Origin of the sequence: Paraburkholderia phytofirmans (assembly GCF_046028095.1) — a bacterium.
GTDB classification, from domain to species: domain Bacteria; phylum Pseudomonadota; class Gammaproteobacteria; order Burkholderiales; family Burkholderiaceae; genus Paraburkholderia; species Paraburkholderia phytofirmans_A.
On the sequence record NZ_JAQQDJ010000022.1, the window covers coordinates 1 to 19,617 of the forward strand.

The window sequence follows — 19,617 nt, forward strand, 5'->3', positions numbered from 1 at the left end:
GGGAATAGCGCCCGCATATCGTCATACTGCTGCACGTTGCTACGCTGGCTGATATCAAATAGCCTCGGCTCGTCCCCTAGCCAAACTAGCTTAACCTTGTCCGGGTTCTCCGCTGCGTACTCAATTAGGCGCTTTGCGTAATCCGCTTTATATTTTTGGTTCTTAGCCTCTCGTTTGCGCTTAACTTGCGCACGCATTCTTTTAATTATTGTCTTAATCAAGACTTACTCCTTATCTGCAACCGTCATTAGTACACGCCCAAAATTAGCAAGCCCTTAATGGGATTGGGAAAGCTCAAACCTGACGTACTGCTATAGGTCCAGGAAATACCTGCAGAGCTTATGGTAATAATCGGCGGAGGCGTAACGTTGGAAATGTGAAAATACATCTGATCCGGCTGAAAACTCCACCACGGGGTACCGTCCGACATATCGACCGCATAGCTACCGGCAACGCCCTCGGCGCGGACCATTCCCTTTACGCGGCCAATCCGGTCTGACGTATCAAGCATGATTTGCCCGGAGGCATTGAAAATCTGTAATCCAGCAGGCATTACCGTACGGCTACCAATTTCTCAGCCTGCCGCTTTAGCATGGCGCATACGGTCATATCCTCCTCAGCGGCACGAATACGGAGCGCCTTGAGCGTCTCGGGGCTAACGCGCAAGCTCACGACCCGCGTAACCTCCGGGTCCAGTTGAAAACGTGTATTCGGTTTTGATACTTTGGTCATTGCTAATTCTCCTAACTGTGAAATTGTTTACAAAAAGATATGCACGATCTCTCCTGTATCTCCTCCTAGAAGGGACACGGGACAAACCACGCGGGTGAAATTGGGAATGCGGTGAGGCCGAGGCGTTACGGAGGCGTTCGGCACAAATGCCAACCACCTTTATAGAGTTTGCTTCTCTCCTAGTCTGCGTCTCAACAATGTAGGCATCCACTTAATACGCCCCTCTCCTAGTCTGTCCCCCAACTTTGTAAGCGGGCGCTACACTGCCTCTCCTAGTCTGTGGGGCAACAATGTTTCTCTCCTAGTCTACTGACCAACTTTTTAACTGATTGGTACATTGTGGGCCATACAAGAAAAAACCCGCTATGCGCGGGCCTGGTCACGGCTCGGTACGACCCTCCGCGGGTCATAGGCACGGGTGACGGCCATCTACTCCCACGCGCGTGCCCTCGGGGAGCGTGCCCGCAGCGAGCCGCACAGCGCCCTCATGATCATTAGAACAGTGGCGGGCCACAATCTTGACGCGCGCCGTGCCTCGGCTTTGTTTCGTTGTAGCACCGCCTGAGCACTCGAATCCGTAATGAGTCAGCGTAGCGATTGCCAGGCGGTGCGCGGTGTGGGCGGTTGCGCCGGGGATATCAATGTAAAGCGTTTGGTACATGTTAGGTCTGCCTCGTTTGGACGTGTGACTTTAGCCGCGCGCCTGAGCGCTCAATACGGCGATTACGTTGGCCTTTCTAGTTCAGTTCGCGGGACCGTCAGCGCGGCCCGTGGAGACAGATATTAAACGTAAAGATGACTATGTTTAATCGCCGTCTTAGACAGAGAAGTCATGCCTTTATTCATAGTCATAACTATGGAAATTTGGCAAGGCCGCTGCTAGAATGGGGGCCGGATAAACGTACAGATGGTGATGACAATGCCTAGAGGCAGACCACAGAAGGACCCGGCCCGCTCCCTCAACGTTCGGGTTGAAGTGGCGGACCTTGAGAAGCTGGCGGTACTCCAAACTATCACCGGCAAGACTACTGCCGATGTTGTACGGGAGGCGCTCAAGAGATACATAAAGAACAACGAGGGCAAGCTCCGTGAGGCCGGGGAGAAGCTGGCGAGCGGTAGCTATTGGGAGAACGGTGACGCTTAGCTAAAGACACTCTCTGTGGTACAGTCACGGGGCTTTACTACACTTCGCTAAGTCATTGATTTTTAACGGGTTGCGGTAAGAGGGTGTTATGTCGAGACAGGACCGCTTGCCGCCTATGCAGGCATTGACGATGTTCGAGTCCGCCGCGCGTCTGGCCAGCTTCACGGCAGCCGCGCGCGAACTGGGTTCGACCCAGCCCGCGGTGAGTCAACGCGTCGTGCAACTCGAAGAAACATTGGGCACGCCGCTGTTCGAGCGCGGCCATCGCGGCGTCACGCTCACCGAAGACGGCGAACGGCTCTTCGAAGCGGTACGCCACGCGCTGGACACGATCCGCCTCGCCACCAGCGAAATCCGCGCGCGGCGCACGCCACAAACGCTCACACTCTCCACCGACTTCGGCTTCGCCACTTATTGGCTAATGCCGCGTCTATCGCAGTTCAAGGCGCTGATGCCGGACGTCGACGTGAAGATCATCACGTCGCAAAGCGTATTCGATCCGTCGCACGATCAGGCGGACATCGCCATTGCGTTCGGCGATGAACATGCGGACTGGACCGCGCGCGGCGTGGTCAAGCTGTTTCCCGAGCGCGTCACGCCCGTGTGCAGCCCGGCGTTTCTCGCAGCGCATCCGTCATTGCGCGCGCCCGCTGATCTGCTGAATCTGCCGCTGCTGCATCTCGAGCCGACCCAGCCGGCGCGCTGGCTGTCATGGGCCGACTGGTTCGCCGCGCACGAACTCGACGCGCCCGCCGCGCATCGCGGCATCACGTTCAACAGTTTTACGCTGGTGGCCCACGCGGCGATCATGGGCCAGGGCGTCGCGCTGGGCTGGGCACCGCTGGTCGACGAACTGCTTGCCACCGGGCAACTCGTCGAACTGTTCGAGCCGCCGGTCGTCACGGAGCGCGGCTATCTGCTCGTCACGCAACGCGCGGCGACACCCGTGGTCAGCGCCTTTCGCCACTGGCTGCTCGGCGAATGCGGGCTCGACGCGGAATAAGCGCCTGCGCGCCGGCCTGACGCTCCCGTTCCAGCGCGACGGCGGTTAGCTTCTATCCGCGTGCCCACCTGATTTGCTCTACTGCGAAGATGCATGCCGCGCCCCGCGGCATCGTTCTATCTTCCAGGTGGAGTGCGCATGTCCGTCGATTCCCGTCCCGATCAGCTGGTTCTCACCGTCGCCTGTCCGAGCGCGGCGGGCCAGGTTGCCGCCGTCGTCGGCTTTCTCGACCGGCATCATTGCTATATCGACGAACTGACCGTTTTCGACGACGACCTCAGCGAGCGCTTTTTCGTGCGCTGCGTGTTTCATGGTGTCGACAGTCAGGAGACGCTGCGGGTCGCCGCGCTCAAGCGCGAATTCGAGCCGATCGCCGAGCGTTTCCGTATGACATGGGCGATGCACGACGTCGGCACGCGGCCGAAGGTTCTGATCATGGTGTCGAAACTCGAACACTGTCTCGCCGATCTGCTGTTCCGCTGGCGCATGGGCGAGCTGAAGATGGACATTGTCGGCATCGGCTCGAACCATCGTGACCTCGAACCGTTGGCGCAGCAGCACGGTCTGCCCTTCCACCATCTGCCGATCACCGCCGACACGAAGCCGCAACAGGAAGCGCGTTTGCTCGAACTGTTCGAGACTTCGGGTGCCGAGTTGATGATTCTCGCGCGCTATATGCAGATTCTCTCCGGAGAAACGAGCCGCGCGCTGGCCGCGCGAGCGATCAATATCCACCACTCGTTTTTGCCCGGCTTCAAGGGCGCCAAGCCGTATCACCAGGCGCATACACGCGGCGTCAAACTGATCGGCGCGACCGCGCATTTCGTCACCGACGATCTGGACGAAGGTCCGATCATCGAACAGGTGGTGGAGCGCGTGGATCATTCGTATAGCCCGGAGCGTCTGCTTGCCACTGGGCGAGACGTCGAGTGCATTACGCTAGCGCGGGCCGTCAAGGCGTTTATCGAGCGGCGCGTGTTTATCAACGGCGATCGGACTGTCGTGCTCCAGTAAACGAAAAAAACGCCGCTAGAAAGCGGCGTTCACGTTTTTTAAGGCGTTGCCGCTTCATCAAAGCGGCAACGCTTTCACACGAGCACATGCAGCAGAATCACTTCACCCAGCTATCCACCCGGTCACCATGCGCGCTGATCCAGGCATCGGCCGCGGCGGTCGGCTTCTCGCCGTTCTGCGTCGCCAGCATCACGCTGTCGATCTCGCCCGGCTTCCACTGGAACTTCTTGAGGAACGCGACGACCGGCGGCGCCTTCTTCTCGAGTTCAGGATTCACGACGCTATCCACGTGCTCCGCTTCGCCGAACACCTTCTTCGGGTCGTCGAGGAATTTGAGCTTGTACTTCGCGAACATCCAGTGCGGCTTCCAACCGGTCACGATAATCGGCTTGCTCGCCGCTTCCGAACGCGCCAGTTCGGCGGTCATCGCGCTGCCGGAACTCGGCATCAACTGATAATCGAGTCCGTAGGCCTTGATCGCCTCGCTGGTTTTCTGCATCACGCCCGCGCCAGCGTCGATACCAACGATGCGTGAGCCGAACTCCGCCTTCTTCGCTTCCAGATCGCCCAGGCTCTTCACGTCGACGTTATCCGGCACGATCAGCCCGATCTTCGCATCGTTGAAGTTCGGCCCAAGGTCGACCACCTTGTCCTTGAAGTTGTTCCAGTACGCACCGTGCGTGACCGGCAGCCACGCCGACAGCGTCGCGTCGAGGTCGCCGCGCGCCACGCCCTGCCACATCACGCCGGCCGCGACCGGCACGAGCGTGACCTGATAGCCGAGGCGCTTTTCGATCACGCGCGCGGCCACGTTCGAAGTCGCGACGCTATCGTCCCAGCCTTCCACGTAACCGATCTTGATGGTCGGCTTGCTATCGGCCGACACGCTCACGCTGCTTGCCGCCAGCGCCGCGCTCAAGGCGCTCAACACGAATATCTTTTTGATCAGTCTCATCGCCGTTCTCCCTTTTGCCGTCAAAACAACCCAATGAGCATTTAGAATCGCCAGCCAGAATTGCCGGGTAGCGTTGTTTTCCGACATCCAGTTGTCCGCACGCGACTTCGCGCCACTGGACCCATCTTCTTCTCGTCTTACTTATCCACGACCAGATCGCTCAACGGCTTGCTGCAGCACAGCAGCACCATGCCCTGATCGATCTCGCGCTGGCGAATCCCGCCAGCGTGTTTCATCGCGACTTCACCCGACACCAGTTTGACCTTGCAGGTGCCGCACATGCCCTGTGTACACGACGCGGGCAAGCGCACGCCCGCTTTCTTCGCCGCGTCGAGCACGTGCTGGCCGCTGCCGCATTCGATCTCGCGATTGCTTTTGGCGAAACTCACCTTGAAGCGGGTTTCGGTCTCGATGGAAACGGGTGCGGGCGCGAATCCCGGCGCTTCCTCGCGGGCCTCGATGAAGCTGTCCGCAGTGACGGGCGCGCCAATGCTCTGCAATGCATCCGCAACATGCGCGGTGGTCAATTGCGCGGCCACTTCGCTGACGGTCTCGAAGGAAAAACTTTCCTCGTGATAATGGCTGCGGTCGAAGCCGCCTTCGTCCAGCAGATTGCGCACGGCTTGCATATACGGCGCGGGTCCGCAGGTGAAAATCTCGCGTTCCAGATAGTCCGGCACGATGAGCTTGAGCAACGGCAAGGTCAGAAAGCCAGTCACGCCGGGCCAGTTCGTGCGTGCGCCAACTCGCTCGCAAACGAACGCCGTGCGGAAATGGGTCTGATTCGATGCGATCAGATCGAGCTCGCGCGCGAAGATGATGTCGTCCGGCGTGCGGGCGCTGTGCACGAACACGATGTCGCTGTCTTCACCGAGTTCGTGATGCGCGCGGCTCATCGACATCAGCGGTGTAATACCCGAACCGGCGGAGAGAAACAGGAACTTGCGCGCCGGATGCCGCGCGCAGGTGAATTCGCCCGACGGCCCCAGCACACGAACCTCATTGCCCGCATGCAGATTGTCGTGCAACCAGTTGGACACTTTGCCGCCCGGCACGCGCTTCACCGTGATCGAGATCGTATGCGGACGCGTGGGCGGCGACGAAATCGTGTAGCACCGGTTGATCGATTCACCGTCGATCTCCAGTTCCAGCGTAATGAACTGCCCCGGCTCGAACACGAACACCCGCCCGGACGGCGCACGGAAGAAAAAGCTCTTCACGTCGTGCGTTTCCTGACGAACCTGGCAGCACACCAGCGTGTCGTCGGTATCGCTATTCCAGCGTGGCGGCAACGTCTCCCAGAACCGCGGCTGCGTGACGCGGCTCGCAGCGTGATCTGGAGCCGGTTCGGGGCTCAGTTGAAACGTCGCCTGATCGCGCATCATTGTTTTCTCCGACTCCTGGTTGCAGCGTCGCGCTCAGCGCATGAAGGACACGACTTTTTCGCCGTGCGAAGCCGGCGTGGTATCGCCGGTCTCATGGGCTTGGGGCGCATTGCTGTAATCAGCCATGCGCGCGATGTACCACTCGCAGAACTTTTCGACGAGACCTTCCGTGAAGGGCGAATACGGACCCGGCTCATACGCGCTGCTGGTCGCGCCGCGCTGCGAGTATTCGACGAGCGCGCGGTCCTGGTCGTTGGTGGCGCGCCACACGGCCGTGAGGTTGTTCACGTCGTAATCGATGCCTTCGCGCGCGTCCTTGTGGACGAGCCACTTCGTGCGCACCAGCGTCTTACCCGCCGAAAGCGGAATCACCGAGAAGCTGACGATGTGATCGCTCATGAAGTGATGCCACGAATTGGGCTGCGTCCAGAACGACAGTCCGCCGAGGTCGGCCTGCTCGAAACCGCCGAGCAGTTTCTTCGACGCCACTTTCGCGTCGAGCGTCTGCGATTCGCCGTCGCGATCGAGCGGCAGGCGTTGCGTGCGGAAACCCGTGACCAGATCGGCCAGCCGTTCGATTTCCGCCGACGGCAGTTTCATCGCTTCCCATTGCGCGGTGCGGCGCGCCACGGTCTCTTCGAAAGCGGCCATGCCCTCTTCGTTAGCCGGCGTGCGTTGATAACCGAAACCGTATTCATAGAGCGAAACGGTCAGCTCCGGATGGTTCGCGACGCAGTGATAGCACTCGCGATTGTTCTCCATCGTGAGCTTCCAGTTGCCGTCTTCGATAATGTCGATCGAGGCCGCGATCTTGCAGCCGGCCAGATCGTGCGGCTGCAGATACGGTTCCATCGCGGCGCGCATCACGCCGAAGTCGGTGGGCGGATTGTCGGCGAGGCAAATGAAAATGAGGCCCGCCAGATTCTCGACATGCACGGCCTTCAGGCTGTGTTTGCAACGGTCGAACTGATCGCCCATGTGTTCGGCGAACATCAGGTCGCCGTTCAGGTTGTACGTCCAGCTGTGATACGGGCAGACGATATTGCCGAGCGAGCCTTTGTCGGTATTGCACAGGCGCGCGCCGCGATGGCGGCACACGTTGTGAAACGCCCTCACCTGCATGTCGTCGTCGCGTACGATCAGGATCGAATCGTTGCCGATCTCCACCGTGATGTAATCGCCCGGTTCCGGCACGTCAGGTTCCACCGCGACCTGGATCCAGTGCTGCCGGAAGATCGCGTCCATATCGAGCGCGAAAATCGCCTCGCTCGTGTAGAACGGCGCTTCCAGCGTGTAATTCTTTTTGCGGCGTTCGATCATTGCGCGAACGTCTGCCGAAACTTTCATTGTGTGCTCCGTTGCATGTCACGTCTGGCGCCGCGCCAGGCCCTCCTGGTCGCGTGCTGGCCCGAACCGGAAATCAGTAATCCACGAGTTGATGCTCGCGCAAATACGCCAGAATCACTTGTGCTTTTTCGACAGAACTTCCTTCAATTACGACGCTGCCGCCACGGCTTTCGGTCGTCGTGGCCGAGAGCATGCGGGCGTGGCCCGAGCGCTTTTCGGCCGCGGCGAGCCGCACCGGTTTGGCGGCCGCCGGGCGCACGGTCCAGGCGAGGTTGTCGGGGTTGGCGGAGTTGGCGGCGGCGGGCGTCGCGACCGGGCGAATCGTGCCTTCGCGCAAGCGGGCATAGGCGTAGGTCGGCGCGGCGTTGGCGAGCGGATGCACGGCGATCAGCGCGGGCAGCCGCACTTCCACGCACCGGCGCAAACCCTTCGGCATGAATTGGCGGACTTCCGCGCAGCCGTCGCGCAGCGTGATATCGACGGCGGCGCCGACCAACGGCATTTCCAGCGCATTGGCGACGCGGTACGGCAGCATGCCGCTGTCGAATGCGCCTTCGGCACGCGTGCCGGTCACAACGAGGTCGTAGCCACGCAGACGGGCGGCCAGCGGTGCCGCTGCGTCGGCTTGCAATTCAGGCGTTGTGGCGATTTCGAGCACTTCCACGGAACGTGCGCCGAGCGCCAGATATTCTTTCAACGCGGGATTGGACGGATCGCCTGCATGCAAAACGTCGAGCGTTGCGTTGTGTGTTCTGGCAAGCGAGAGCGCCAGGGTCAGCGCGGCGGCGTCGTTGCGGCTGTAGCGCGCGGTGCCGCTCACCGGATGACGGCCCACGGAAACGAGGACGGCGATCTTCATGCGAGCGCTCCTTCGGCGACAGCAGTTGAATTCAGCAGCGCCGCACCGGTTCCGCGTGCCGTGCGCGCAGCGGCCGCCGCTTCGTTGAGCGCCGCGATGGTTTCCTGCGCGTCCGCGATCACCGTGAGATTCGCGCGCTTGGCGATCGGCGCGCTGGCGTCGAGGTTCACCGCGATCACATGCCGGCAATCCTTGATACCTTGCAGATGCTGCACCGCGCCGGAAATGCCGAAGGCGATATACACGCTCGCCTCGACGGTCTTGCCGGTCGCGCCGATCTGTTTGTCGCGCGTGAACTTGCCGTCGTCCACAGCGACGCGGCTCGCGCCGATCGCCGCGCCCAGCGTGGCCGCGAGACGCTCGAAGGCCGGCACATCGCTCACGCCGTTGCCGGCCGAGACGATGAAGTCGGCTTCTTCGAGTGCGAGCTGCGCGGCGTCGATTTCCTCGATGCCGAGATCGCGTACCGCGCCTTGGCCTTGCTGCGAAGCGGGTTCGCCGTCGAAACGCCACATGACCCGTTCGCCGGCGCCAACGAACGGCAACTTCGGATCCACCGCGTTGGCCGCAAGCAATACCACTTCAGGCAAGGCACGCGCCGCGAACGCTGTATTCGCCTGAACATAGCTCGCTACATGCGCGGCATCGATCTCGACGACATGCGCCGCGACGCTTGCGTTCGCGGCGGCGGCGTAACGGCGGCCGAGATCGCCGTCGCCGGTTGCGTTGTCGGGCAGGAAGATATGCACCGGCGTGTAGGCCGCGACGCACGCAGCCAGTGCGTTCAATTCGTCCAGCGGCGCAAACTTGCGGCGATCGAACATCGGCAACTCGATCAGCTTGTCGGCGCCGAGCGTGGCGGCATCGCCGCTGAACTCGCCGAATACCAGCAGCACGACTTCGGTCGCGGCGTCGGCTATCAAGGCCGCTGCGGCCAATGTCTGGCGCGCGTGATCGTCCAATGCGCCGCGGTCCGCATGCGCGGCCACGAGTATCACGCGCTGCGGCGCCGCCGTGCTGCGGCGCGGTTTGGCCTGTTCGCGGTGCAAGGCGCCGCTGCCGTGCGTGGCCGTTTCCATTGAACCGGCCGCACCGATTGCGCCGAGCGTGATGCGTTTGAGTCCGTCTGCCGTGATCGTGAACGGACGGCGCGGATCGATTCGTTTGAGGGTGTTCATCGCATTACTCCAGCGCCGCTGCAACCAGTTCGGCGACGTCCAGCACTTCCGGACGCGGTCCGACCACGCCTTCGAGCATCGCCGTGCAATTCGGACAGCCCACCGCGACGATCTCCGCGCCGACGGTTTTAGCGTCGTCGATACGGATATCCGGAATACGCCGCTTGCCCGGAATGTCGGTCAAGGGCGCGCCGCCGCCACCGCCGCAACAGCGTCCGCGCATGCCGTTACGCTCCATCTCCACGACCTTGATGCCGATGCTCTTCAACAGCTTGCGCGGCGCTTCGGTCTCACCGTTATAGCGGCCCAGATAGCACGGGTCGTGATACGTGATCTTGCGGTCCGCGAAGGCGGCGACCGCGCGCGGCGTCAGCTTGCCGCTCGCGACCAGTTGCTCGATCAGCGCCGTGTGATGCTGCACTTCGTAGAAACCGCCAAGCGCGCGATACTCGTTGCGCAGGCTATGCAGCACGTGCGGATCGGCGGTGACGATCTTGCGGAACGAGTACTGCGAAAGCGTGCCGATCAGCTTCAGCGCGAGTTGCTGGAAGGTGGCTTCGTCGCCGAGACGCCTGGCCGTGTCGCCGGTATCGGTTTCAACGCCGCCGAGCACCGCGTAGTCGATGCCCGCGCGATTCAGTACTTTGATCAAAGCGCGCAGCGTGCGTTGATAGCGCATGTCGAACGCGCCTTCGCCGGCAATCAGCAGCACGTCCACCGGACGCCCCGGCTGCGCGACCTGCACCTGCAGATCGACGGCCCAGTCGTAGCGCGCGCCGATGTCGTAACCGTTCGAGCTGCCCGTCTCGCGCAGATTCGCGAGCGTGATCGGGCCTTTGCCCGGCACGCTGCCTTCCACCAGCGTCTGATTGCGGCGCATATCGACGATCGCGTCCACATGCTCGATCAGCATCGGGCACTCCTGCACGCAAGCGCGGCAGGTCGTGCAGGACCACAGCGTGTCCGCTTCGATCATCGTCGAGATGAGCGGCTTGTCCGGCGCGCCGGCATGCTTGCCGACCGGAATGCCCGGCGTGGGACTGCCCGCGTATTCCGCGTCCGTACCGCCCACCATGCCCGTGACCAGATCCTGAATAAGCTTCTTCGGATTGAGCGGCTGACCGGCGGCGAACGCGGGACAGGCCGCTTCGCACTTGCCGCACTGCACGCACGCATCGAAACTGAGCAGCTGGTTCCAGCGGAACTCGACCGGCTTGCCGACACCGTATTCCTTCGCGTCGAGCAGCGGCGCTTTCAATGCGGTCGGCGGCACCACGTCGCTATCATTGCGCTCGGCAAAACGCTCCTGACGCGGATGAAACGCGAGGTGCAGCAGACCGGCGAGCGCATGCTTCATGGGCCCGCCGCGCGCCGCGCCGAACGTCATCGCGAACGCGCCGGCCGCGATCAGCAGAGCGACGATGATCGCCAGCGCGCCGGACATCGCACCAGCAGGCAGCGCGATCAACAGCACGAGACCGAGTGCGAACGACCCGAGCAACAGCGGCAAATGATCCCAAGGCCCGCGCGAGAGCCTGGCCGGCACCGCTTTCGCGCCATGACGCCGACGCCAGACGAATACCGCACCGACCAGCATCACCAGCGCGGCAAGAAAGATCAGCTTGTCGAGCCACGGCGAGTAGATCGCCAGCCCATAGTTGACGAACACCAGAGCCATCGCGAGAATCGCGCCGCCCGCAGTCGCCACGTGCGTTTTGGCAATGTACGGATCGCGCGCCACCACATGATGGAGATCCACGAAGTAGCGCTTGGGAATGGACAGCAGATTGGTCCAGCCGTACGCGCCCGCCGCCGTCGCTCGGCCTTCGCGCCAATACGCGGCGCGTTTGACGAGCGCAAACGCCAGACCAGCCACCGACAACCACAGCAGGACGGTGATGACAAACACGGGGCTCATCGTCAGAAATCCTTGCAAAGGCGCAGCGCGTCGTAGATCGCGCCGTGAATGTTGTGCATGGAAATGCAGTCGCCGACACGGAACAGCAGGAAGCGGCCATTGCCGAGTTCTTCGCTCAAAGACGGCTGCGGCTCGGATGCGAACAGCTTATGCACGTCCACCTGACCGCGATTGACCGACTCCGGCTTGAGCTTCCAGTACAACTCGTCGTTCGGCGTGCTGCCGTTTTCGATCACCACCTGATCGACCGCGCGCTCTTCCTGCTCCTCGGTGTACTCGTTGCGGATCACGGCGATCTTCTTGCCGTCTTCCTCGTAGACCTTGTCGAGCCAGTAGTTCGGCGTATGGATCACGCCTTGCGCGTAGAGCCGGCGATAGAAAATCGGGAACGTGGTGCCGCCTACGTCGTCCGCGACCTTCACGTCCGGTGTCACGATCTCGACGTTCGAGCCGCGGCTCGACATGAAATCGGCCACGCCCGCGCCGGCATGCGTGCTCACGCCGTCGTACACCAGCACGTTCTTGCCCGGCTCGACCTTGCCCGAGAGCACATCCCACGAACTCACGGCGAGTCCTTCGTCGACGCCCCACGCCGCCACTTGCGACGTGAACGACGAGCCGCCCGTGGCAAGCACGACGATGTCCGGCTTCTCGGCCATGATGGTTTTCTCGTCGGCGGCGACACCGAGGCGCCGGTCCACGCCGAGACGCTTCGTTTCCATGTCGAACCAGCGCACGATACCCGCCATCTGTTCGCGTTGCGGCGCTTTCGCGGCCAGCATGATCTGACCGCCTACGTAGTCGTTCTTCTCGAACAGCACCACGTCGTGACCGCGCGATTTCGCCACGCGTGCCGCTTCGAGTCCCGCCGGACCCGCGCCGACCACGACGACCTTGCGCTTCGGTCCGCGCGTTTTGGCGATCACGTGCGGCATCGTTTCTTCACGCGAGGTCGCGGCGTTCTGCACGCACAGCACGTCGAGCCCGTTGTACTGGCGGTCGATGCAATAATTCGCGCCGACGCACTGCTTGATTTCGTCCTCGCGGCCGTCGCGGATCTTGATGACCATATGCGGATCCGCAATCTGCGCGCGGGTCATGCCGACCAGATCGACCATGCCGCTGGCAAGCAGGCGCTCGGCCTGGCCCGCGTCGCGAATGCTTTGCGCGTGCATGACCGGCAGCTTCACCACCGACTTGATGCCGGCCGCGAGATGCACGAACGGTTCGGGCGGCAGCGCCATTGGCGGCATGCAGTTGGCCAGCGTGTTATGCGTGTCCGCGCCCGAGCCGATCACGCCGAGATAATCGATCAGGCCGGTTTCGCTCATGGCTTGAGCGATTTCCTTCAATTGTTCGTGATCGAGCCCGTCTTCATGGAACTCGTCGCCGCACATGCGCAAGCCAATGCAGAAGTCCGCGCCGACTGCTTCACGCACGGCCTTCAATACTTCCGTGCCGAAACGCAGGCGGTTTTCGAGCGAGCCGCCCCACTCGTCGGTGCGGAAGTTGGTGCGCGGGCTCCAGAACTGATCGATCAGATGCTGGTGCGCCGCCGAGATTTCCACGCCGTCCATGCCCGCGTCTTTCACGCGTTTCGCAGCCGCCGCGAAATCGCTGATGATGCGGCGGATTTCCTCGACTTCGATGATCTTCGCGTTGCCGCGATGCACCGGCTCACGCACGCCGGACGGCGACATCAGATGCGGCCAATGCTCGCCGTGAAACGCCGAGCGGCGTCCCATGTGCGTGGCCTGAATCATGATTTTCGCGCCGTGCGTGTGCATCGCTTCGGCGAGCCGCGCGAGCGGGTCGATGATCTTGTCGGTCGACAGATTCACCGATTTCCACCAGCCTTGCGGGCTGTCGATCGACACCGGACTCGAGCCGCCGCATACCGCGAGGCCGACGCCACCCTTGGCCTTCTCTTCGTAGTAACGGATATAACGGTCGCCGGGCAAGCCGCCCGGTTCCGCATACACCTCCGCGTGCGCGGTGCTGACGATGCGGTTGCGCAAGGTCAGCTTGTTCAGCGTGAGAGGCTTGAAAAGGTTCGGGTAACGCATCGCGATCGACCTCGGAATGAATGGCTTGTTGCGCTGTGCCGTGCGCCGTTATGAAAGCGGTTACGACGCTCGCGGCGATACTTCGAACACGCAGTGGTCGTGATGCTCGGCCGCGCATTGCGCTTCTCTCGAATGCGACGGCGGCCCCTTGCGCGAAGCGTCTGGCGCGGTATCGTTGACCCAGTCCATCGCGCCCGCGAACCAGCCGGCGAACATATAGCAAAGCTTGCCCACCTTGTCCGGCTGCGCGAGCACGAACGACGAGTGATGCAGTTCGATGCGCGCGTGCGAGCTCGACGGGTCGGCTTCGGTGATCGTGAAGATGCCCCAGCCGCGCTGCGACAGACGCTTCAGGTAGTGCTCGAATACCGCCATGCCGGCAAGGCCGTGCTGCTTCGCTTCCTTGTCGCACCAGAAATACGCCGACTTGTAGCCGGCTTTATAGAGAATCTCGGCATACGTATCGAGGCCGAGCGCTTCTTCCACGGCGGTGTGATTGTTGGTGAAGAAATGGCGCGGCACGTACAGCATGGGCAGCGCGTCGGTGGTCCAGACGCCGGTGTTCGCGTCGACGTCGATAGGCAGTTGGGGTTGCATGTGGAGGCTCCGTTTTTTATGTGTGCGAGTGAGGTTTCGTCAGCGCTGGAAGGTCACACCTTCCAGACTTCGCCGAACACCCGTACCCAGTTTTCGCCCATGATCTTCTTGATGCGCGTTTCGCTCCAGCCGGCGCGCTCCATTGCGGCCGTGAGGTTCGGAAACTCGCCGATCGTGCGGATGCCTTCCGGATTCACCACCTTGCCGAAGTTCGTCAACTGACGATAACGGCCCTTGTCGTGCGTGATCCAGTCGAAGAACTCCGTGCTGTAGCCTTGCGTGAAATCGGTGCCGATGCCGACCTGATCTTCACCAATCAGGTTCACCACGTACTCGATCGCTTCGATATAGTCTTCGACGGTCGCATCCGGCCCGCGCTTGAGGAACGGCGCGAACATCGTCACGCCGACGAAACCGCCTGCGTCCGCGATCTCTTTCAGTTGCTCGTCGCTCTTGTTGCGCGGATGCTCTTTCAGACCCGACGGGCAGCAATGCGAGTAGCACACCGGCTTGTTCGACGCCGCGATCGCTTCAGAAGAAGTCTTGCCGCCCACATGCGAGAGATCGACCATGATGCCGACGCGGTTCATCTCCTGGATCACTTCGCGGCCATAGCCGGACAGGCCGCCGTCGCGCTCATAGCAACCGGTGCCCACGAGGTTCTGCGTGTTGTAGCAAAGCTGCACCACGTTCACGCCGAGGTCCTTGAACGCCTCGATATAGCCGAGGTTGTCCTCGAAAGCATGCGCGTTCTGGAAGCCGAAAATGATGCCCGTCTTGTTCTCTTTCTTCGCGCGGAAGATGTCGTCCGTGGTGCGCACTAGCGTGAGAATCTCGCCGTACTCGCGGATCTGCTGTTTCATTTCGGCGATGTTGTCGACGGTTTTCTGGAAGCTTTCCCAGACCGAGACCGTGCAATTCACCGCGGTCACGCCGCCCTTGCGCATATCTTCGAATACCGAGCGCTCGAACTTCGAAATGTTCAGACCGTCGATGATGATGCTGTTGTCGTGCAATGTGCTCATCGTTTGCTCCAGGCGTACTCAGTAGATGGGAAAGCGTTCGCACAGCGCGAAAATCTCGCGGCGCACGCGTTGTTCGGTGGCGACATGGCCTTCGGGATGATCGCGCAGCGCATCGAGCACCTCGACGATCAGCCGGCCGATTTCGCGGAACTCACTGACGCCGAAGCCGCGCGTGGTGCCCGCGGGTGTGCCGAGGCGAATACCTGAAGTGACCGTAGGTTTCTCGGTATCGAAGGGAATTCCGTTCTTGTTGCAGGTGATGCCCGCGCGTTCCAGCGCCTGCTCGACCTGGTTGCCCTTGAGGCCCTTCGGCCGCAGATCGACCAGCAGCAGATGGTTGTCCGTGCCGCCCGTGACCAGATCGACGCCGCCTGCTTTAAGCACCTCGCCGAGCGCCTGCGCATTGGCGAGCACGTTGTCGATATACGTCTTGAAGCCCGGCTCCAGCGCCTCGCCGAACGCGACCGCCTTGCCGGCGATCACATGCATCAGCGGACCGCCCTGCAAGCCGGGGAATACGGCTGAGTTGATCTTCTTCGCGATGTCTTCGTCATTCGTCAGCACAAAGCCGCCACGCGGACCGCGCAGTGTCTTGTGCGTGGTCGACGTGACCACGTGCGCGTGCTCGACCGGATTCTGGTGGCGACCCGCCGCGATGATTCCGGCGATGTGCGCCATATCCACCATCAACTTTGCGCCGACGCTGTCGGCGATCGCGCGCAGCCGTGCAAAATCCAGCGCACGCGGATAAGCCGAGAAACCCGCGATCAGCAGCGCGGGTTTATGCTGCTGCGCGAGTTCTTCGATCTGCTCGTAATCGATCAGCATCGTGTCGCGATTCACGCCGTACTGCACCGCGTTGAACCACTTGCCGGACATGGCCGGCTTGGCGCCGTGCGTGAGGTGGCCGCCCGCGTCGAGCGACATGCCGAGCACCGTGTCGCCCGGCTTCACCAGCGCGAGCATGACGGCGCCGTTCGCCTGCGCGCCGGAATGCGGCTGCACGTTGGCGAATTTCGCGTTGAAGAGTTGCTTGATGCGATCGAGCGCCAGCGTTTCGACCACGTCGGCGTATTCGCAACCGCCGTAGTAACGCTTTCCCGGATAGCCTTCCGCATACTTGTTGGTCAGCACCGAGCCCTGCGCTTCGAGCACCGCGCGCGACACGATATTTTCCGACGCGATCAGTTCGACTTGCGACTGCTGGCGCTCGAGCTCTTTCAGAATAGCGCCGCGCACCGCCGTATCGCGCGTGGCGAGCGTTGCTTCGAAGAAAGGATTCGGGTTCGACATGGAAGGTCCGTGGAATCGTTGACGGGAGACCGGAAGCCGCCATTGGGCCTTGCTTCGGCCCTGCCACTACCGGTGTGCATTGCGTCTATTCTTGACGCTCGCCTCGCCGGTCAATTTATGAATTCAGACGCGTTCTTTGCCTTTTCCGCCATACGCGTCCTTTTTTCACAAGTCGGCGCTCCCGCGCTTTCTCCATTTGCCGAACGAGCGTGCTGAGCTCGCGATCATGTTGCACTGCACGCGAACGCCGTGCGCGCTTCAGGTGCGCAAGCAGACCGCCGCGGCTCCGTTGTGGTGCCACTTGGTTAGCTATCCGAGTCGAAGAGGGGCCAACCGAGGGTTTAGCCTGATGGCACGGTAGTTGCCCTAGTCCTCAAAATTGAAGAAGTCGCTGCTCCCCACGGCGACGTGACATTACAGATTCGAAGGAATCATTCCTCCCATGTCCACCGATCGCACGGCGTCGTTGTCGCATTTCGCCTTCATGCCGCTTCCCAACTTCACCATGATTGCGTTCACCAACGCCATCGAAGTCCTGCGCATGGCGAACTATCTCACGGGCCAAACGCTTTACCGCTGGTCGATCGTGAGTCCCGACGGCGGGCCGGTCATGGCCAGCAATGGTTTATCGGTCGATACGGGACCGGTTGAATGCGTCGGGCAACCGGACATCGTGTTCGTGGTCGGCGGCATCGACGTGCAGCGCGCCACCACGCCCGCGCATCTTTCCGCCTTGCGCCGCTTCGCGCGGCTGGGCTGCGTACTCGGCAGCCTGTGCACCGGCACGTATGCGCTGGCGCGCGCCGGCCTGCTGGCCGGTTATGCCTGCGCGATTCACTGGGAGAACATGTCGGCGCTCAAGGAAGAGTTTCCCGACACGCGCTTTCTGAAAGAACTGTTCGTGGTGGATCGCGACCGGGTGACGTGCACGGGCGGCGTCGCGCCGCTCGACATGATGCTGAACCTGATCGCGCCGCGCGTCGGCACGGCACGCGTCACGCAGATCGCCGAGCAGTTCATCGTCGAACACGTGCGCGATACCAGCGCACAACAGAAAATGCCGCTGGTGGCGCGGCTAGGCTCGGCCAACAAGTCGCTCTTCGAAGTGATCTCGCTGATGGAGAACAATATCGAAGAGCCGCTCTCGCGCGAAGAACTCGCGCGGCTCGCCGGTATGTCTCAGCGCCAATTGCAACGGTTGTTTCGCGAACATCTGGGCATGACGCCGACGCATTACTACCTGACGCTGCGCTTGCGGCGCGCGAGAGAGTTGCTGCTGCAAACGGATATGTCGATCATGCACATCACGATGGCATGCGGCTTCCAGTCGGCGTGCCACTTCTCGAAGAGTTATCGCGACGCGTTCGGCACGGCGCCGACGCGCGAACGACGTAAGCAGGCGCCGTCGCTCGCGGCAGTGCCGGTGCTGGCGGCTTGAGACGATTGATCGATTGACGGCTTGAGTGCGCGGCCGCCGCAAGTACAAACGCGTTGAGCGGTTTTCCGTTCAACGCGTTTTTTTGTGGGTCGACCACTTCGGCTTCAGCTGCTCACCTTTCCGCGGAAACGACGGCGCAGTGCAGCGCAGCGCGAGACTGCGCATGCAGTCCCGCCGCCACTTCATGCCGCGATCAAGCCGCCTTCAGCAAGCCATGCGGATCGATCACAAACTTCTTCGGCGCGCCGCCATCGAACTGGCGATAACCATCAGGCGCCTGGTCGAGCGATACGACGGTCACGTTGACGATATCCGCGATCGGCAAGCGGTCCCACAAGATCGCCTGCATGAGATTGTGGTTGTACTTCATGACCGGCGTCTGTCCGGTATGAAACGAGTGCGACTTGGCCCAGCCCAGACCGAAACGGATGCTGAGGCTGCCTTTGCGCGCGGCGGCATCGGCGGCGCCCGGATCGTCCGTGACGTACAGGCCTGGAATGCCGATCGCGCCCGCGGCCCGCGTGATTTCCATCAGCGAGTTGAGCACGGTGGCGGGCGCTTCCTCGTGCGATCCACTGCTGCCGTGGCCGTGCGCTTCGAAGCCGACGCAGTCGACCGCGCAGTCCACTTCGGGCTTGCCGAGAATCTGCTCGATCTGCTCGCCGAGCGTGGCGTCCTTCGACAGATCAATGGTCTGAAAGCCCATCTTGCGCGCATGCGCGAGACGCTCCTCGTTCATATCGCCGACGATGGTGCAGGCCGCGCCCAGCAAGCGCGCCGAAGCGGCAGCCGCCATGCCCACCGGACCCGCGCCCGCGATATACACGGTAGCGCCGGGCTTGACGCCTGCCATCACCGCCCCGTGATAGCCGGTCGGCAGAATGTCGGACAGACACGTGAGGTCGCGGATTTTCGCCATGGCCTGCGCATGGTCGGGGAATTTCAGCAGATTGAAGTCGGCGTACGGCACCAGCACGTATTCGGCCTGGCCGCCGATCCAGCCGCCCATGTCCACGTAACCATAAGCGCCACCCGCGCGCGACGGATTCACGTTCAAACACACGCCGGTATGCTGCGCCTTGCAGGTCGGACAGCGTCCGCAGGCCACGTTGAACGGCACCGAAACCAGATCGCCGATCTTCAGCGTTTCCACGTCCCGGCCCACCTCGATCACCTCGCCGGTAATCTCATGGCCGAGCACGAGGCCGACTTCGGCGGTCGTGCGGCCGCGCACCATGTGCTGATCCGAGCCGCAAATATTGGTGCTCACCACCTTCAGGATCACGCCGTGACCGATCGACCGGCCACGTGGATCGACCATCTTCGGAAAGTCGATCGACTGCACTTCCACCTTGCCCTGCCCTAGATACACGACGCCGCGATTGCTGCTCATTGTCTGTCTCCATGTCTTGTGAGCGGCGCGCCCGGTTCGACCGATTTGCCCGGTTCGTTTAAGCACGCCGTTCACCGAGCGTAGCGCCCGCTGAACAAAGCGCATGTGCCGAACGCGACATGGGTTTGGCCGGAACCGACACGACGGGCAAAGCCCTTGTCTATCCTGACGCACTCAACTTTTTATTGATTGACCGTTCAATATAAAAAACCTACCATGGCCATTCGAATCCATTTGAGCGGGCCGCTTGCGTCTTCGGCAGCCCGCCTG

16 protein-coding genes are annotated in these 19,617 nt (G+C 61.8%); 4 read left to right on the top strand and 12 right to left on the bottom strand.

Translation table 11 applies throughout. The annotated features are described in order from the left end of the window. Window positions 1-221 (bottom strand): hypothetical protein (locus PQR54_RS36480; RefSeq protein ID WP_408254490.1); only part of this gene is annotated, 221 nt, incomplete at its 3' end. Window positions 222-1,639: 1,418 nt separating this feature from the next. Between PQR54_RS36480 and PQR54_RS36485 the strand changes: the two genes are divergently transcribed. From PQR54_RS36485 to purU, 3 genes are all read left to right on the top strand, one after another. Continuing rightward, on the top strand, window positions 1,640-1,876 hold the full coding sequence (locus PQR54_RS36485; protein WP_408254493.1) for a hypothetical protein: 237 nt from the start codon (window positions 1,640-1,642) through the stop codon (window positions 1,874-1,876). A gap of 88 nt (window positions 1,877-1,964) precedes the next feature. After that, window positions 1,965-2,879, top strand: a complete 915-nt coding sequence (locus PQR54_RS36490) for a choline sulfate utilization transcriptional regulator (RefSeq protein WP_408254495.1) — start codon at window positions 1,965-1,967, stop codon at window positions 2,877-2,879. A 138-nt stretch (window positions 2,880-3,017) separates the two neighbouring features. Continuing rightward, window positions 3,018-3,893: a formyltetrahydrofolate deformylase gene (purU, locus tag PQR54_RS36495; protein ID WP_408254498.1), complete on the top strand. Its 876-nt coding sequence runs from the start codon at window positions 3,018-3,020 to the stop codon at window positions 3,891-3,893. Window positions 3,894-3,990: 97 nt separating this feature from the next. Here the strand turns inward: purU and PQR54_RS36500 are convergent, their stop codons facing one another. The 10 genes from PQR54_RS36500 to PQR54_RS36545 all read right to left on the bottom strand — a co-directional run bounded on the left by PQR54_RS36500 (window position 3,991) and on the right by PQR54_RS36545 (window position 16,516). Beyond that, the gene (locus PQR54_RS36500) at window positions 3,991-4,848 is read right to left on the bottom strand and encodes a glycine betaine ABC transporter substrate-binding protein (RefSeq protein WP_408254500.1); all 858 of its coding nucleotides are present in this window, start codon (window positions 4,846-4,848) and stop codon (window positions 3,991-3,993) included. 137 nt (window positions 4,849-4,985) lie between these two features. Further along, the gene (locus tag PQR54_RS36505) at window positions 4,986-6,233 is read right to left on the bottom strand and encodes an FAD-binding oxidoreductase (protein WP_408254502.1); all 1,248 of its coding nucleotides are present in this window, start codon (window positions 6,231-6,233) and stop codon (window positions 4,986-4,988) included. 33 nt (window positions 6,234-6,266) lie between these two features. Then, window positions 6,267-7,580: an aromatic ring-hydroxylating oxygenase subunit alpha gene (locus tag PQR54_RS36510; protein WP_408254503.1), complete on the bottom strand. Its 1,314-nt coding sequence runs from the start codon at window positions 7,578-7,580 to the stop codon at window positions 6,267-6,269. A 73-nt stretch (window positions 7,581-7,653) separates the two neighbouring features. Beyond that, window positions 7,654-8,439 carry an electron transfer flavoprotein subunit beta/FixA family protein gene (locus tag PQR54_RS36515; RefSeq protein WP_408254505.1) on the bottom strand — a complete coding sequence of 262 codons (786 nt, stop codon included), beginning with the start codon at window positions 8,437-8,439 and terminating at the stop codon, window positions 7,654-7,656. Beyond that, window positions 8,436-9,617: an electron transfer flavoprotein subunit alpha/FixB family protein gene (locus tag PQR54_RS36520; protein ID WP_408254507.1), complete on the bottom strand. Its 1,182-nt coding sequence runs from the start codon at window positions 9,615-9,617 to the stop codon at window positions 8,436-8,438. The genes PQR54_RS36515 and PQR54_RS36520 overlap by 4 nt, the downstream gene beginning before the upstream one ends. A 4-nt stretch (window positions 9,618-9,621) precedes the next feature. Then, window positions 9,622-11,535: a (Fe-S)-binding protein gene (locus tag PQR54_RS36525; protein WP_408254509.1), complete on the bottom strand. Its 1,914-nt coding sequence runs from the start codon at window positions 11,533-11,535 to the stop codon at window positions 9,622-9,624. 2 nt (window positions 11,536-11,537) lie between these two features. Continuing rightward, window positions 11,538-13,601: an NADH:flavin oxidoreductase gene (locus PQR54_RS36530; protein WP_106308202.1), complete on the bottom strand. Its 2,064-nt coding sequence runs from the start codon at window positions 13,599-13,601 to the stop codon at window positions 11,538-11,540. 60 nt (window positions 13,602-13,661) lie between these two features. After that, window positions 13,662-14,198, bottom strand: coding sequence for a DUF5943 domain-containing protein (locus PQR54_RS36535; RefSeq protein WP_408254511.1), 537 nt, complete (start codon window positions 14,196-14,198; stop codon window positions 13,662-13,664). A gap of 53 nt (window positions 14,199-14,251) precedes the next feature. Continuing rightward, window positions 14,252-15,223 (bottom strand): dipeptidase, encoded by a 972-nt coding sequence (locus tag PQR54_RS36540; RefSeq protein ID WP_106280831.1) that lies wholly within the window; start codon window positions 15,221-15,223, stop codon window positions 14,252-14,254. Window positions 15,224-15,241: 18 nt separating this feature from the next. Beyond that, a complete protein-coding gene (locus PQR54_RS36545) occupies window positions 15,242-16,516 on the bottom strand; it encodes a serine hydroxymethyltransferase (RefSeq protein ID WP_408254514.1) in 1,275 nt (424 codons plus the stop codon). A 442-nt stretch (window positions 16,517-16,958) separates the two neighbouring features. Here PQR54_RS36545 and PQR54_RS36550 point away from each other — a divergent pair, with 442 nt between their 5' ends. Then, complete coding sequence (locus PQR54_RS36550) at window positions 16,959-17,954, top strand: GlxA family transcriptional regulator (RefSeq protein ID WP_408254517.1); 996 nt, start codon at window positions 16,959-16,961, stop codon at window positions 17,952-17,954. 193 nt (window positions 17,955-18,147) lie between these two features. On the opposite strand, the gene fdhA is transcribed toward PQR54_RS36550, so the two are convergent. Further along, window positions 18,148-19,347, bottom strand: a complete 1,200-nt coding sequence (fdhA, locus tag PQR54_RS36555; RefSeq protein ID WP_106280837.1) for a formaldehyde dehydrogenase, glutathione-independent — start codon at window positions 19,345-19,347, stop codon at window positions 18,148-18,150. Window positions 19,348-19,617 lie beyond the last annotated feature (270 nt).

Bases quoted from the DNA above. Each gene is read 5' to 3' on its own strand.
- PQR54_RS36550 (WP_408254517.1), top strand. From the start codon at position 16,959: ATGTCCACCGATCGCACGGCGTCGTTGTCGCATTTCGCCTTCATGCCG.
- PQR54_RS36530 (WP_106308202.1), bottom strand. From the start codon at position 13,601: ATGCGTTACCCGAACCTTTTCAAGCCTCTCACGCTGAACAAGCTGACC.
- PQR54_RS36505 (WP_408254502.1), bottom strand. From the start codon at position 6,233: ATGATGCGCGATCAGGCGACGTTTCAACTGAGCCCCGAACCGGCTCCA.
- PQR54_RS36485 (WP_408254493.1), top strand. From the start codon at position 1,640: ATGGTGATGACAATGCCTAGAGGCAGACCACAGAAGGACCCGGCCCGC.
- PQR54_RS36500 (WP_408254500.1), bottom strand. From the start codon at position 4,848: ATGAGACTGATCAAAAAGATATTCGTGTTGAGCGCCTTGAGCGCGGCG.
- purU (WP_408254498.1), top strand. From the start codon at position 3,018: ATGTCCGTCGATTCCCGTCCCGATCAGCTGGTTCTCACCGTCGCCTGT.
- PQR54_RS36520 (WP_408254507.1), bottom strand. From the start codon at position 9,617: ATGAACACCCTCAAACGAATCGATCCGCGCCGTCCGTTCACGATCACG.
- PQR54_RS36510 (WP_408254503.1), bottom strand. From the start codon at position 7,580: ATGAAAGTTTCGGCAGACGTTCGCGCAATGATCGAACGCCGCAAAAAG.
- PQR54_RS36525 (WP_408254509.1), bottom strand. From the start codon at position 11,535: ATGAGCCCCGTGTTTGTCATCACCGTCCTGCTGTGGTTGTCGGTGGCT.
- PQR54_RS36490 (WP_408254495.1), top strand. From the start codon at position 1,965: ATGTCGAGACAGGACCGCTTGCCGCCTATGCAGGCATTGACGATGTTC.
- fdhA (WP_106280837.1), bottom strand. From the start codon at position 19,347: ATGAGCAGCAATCGCGGCGTCGTGTATCTAGGGCAGGGCAAGGTGGAA.
- PQR54_RS36535 (WP_408254511.1), bottom strand. From the start codon at position 14,198: ATGCAACCCCAACTGCCTATCGACGTCGACGCGAACACCGGCGTCTGG.
- PQR54_RS36515 (WP_408254505.1), bottom strand. From the start codon at position 8,439: ATGAAGATCGCCGTCCTCGTTTCCGTGGGCCGTCATCCGGTGAGCGGC.
- PQR54_RS36545 (WP_408254514.1), bottom strand. From the start codon at position 16,516: ATGTCGAACCCGAATCCTTTCTTCGAAGCAACGCTCGCCACGCGCGAT.
- PQR54_RS36540 (WP_106280831.1), bottom strand. From the start codon at position 15,223: ATGAGCACATTGCACGACAACAGCATCATCATCGACGGTCTGAACATT.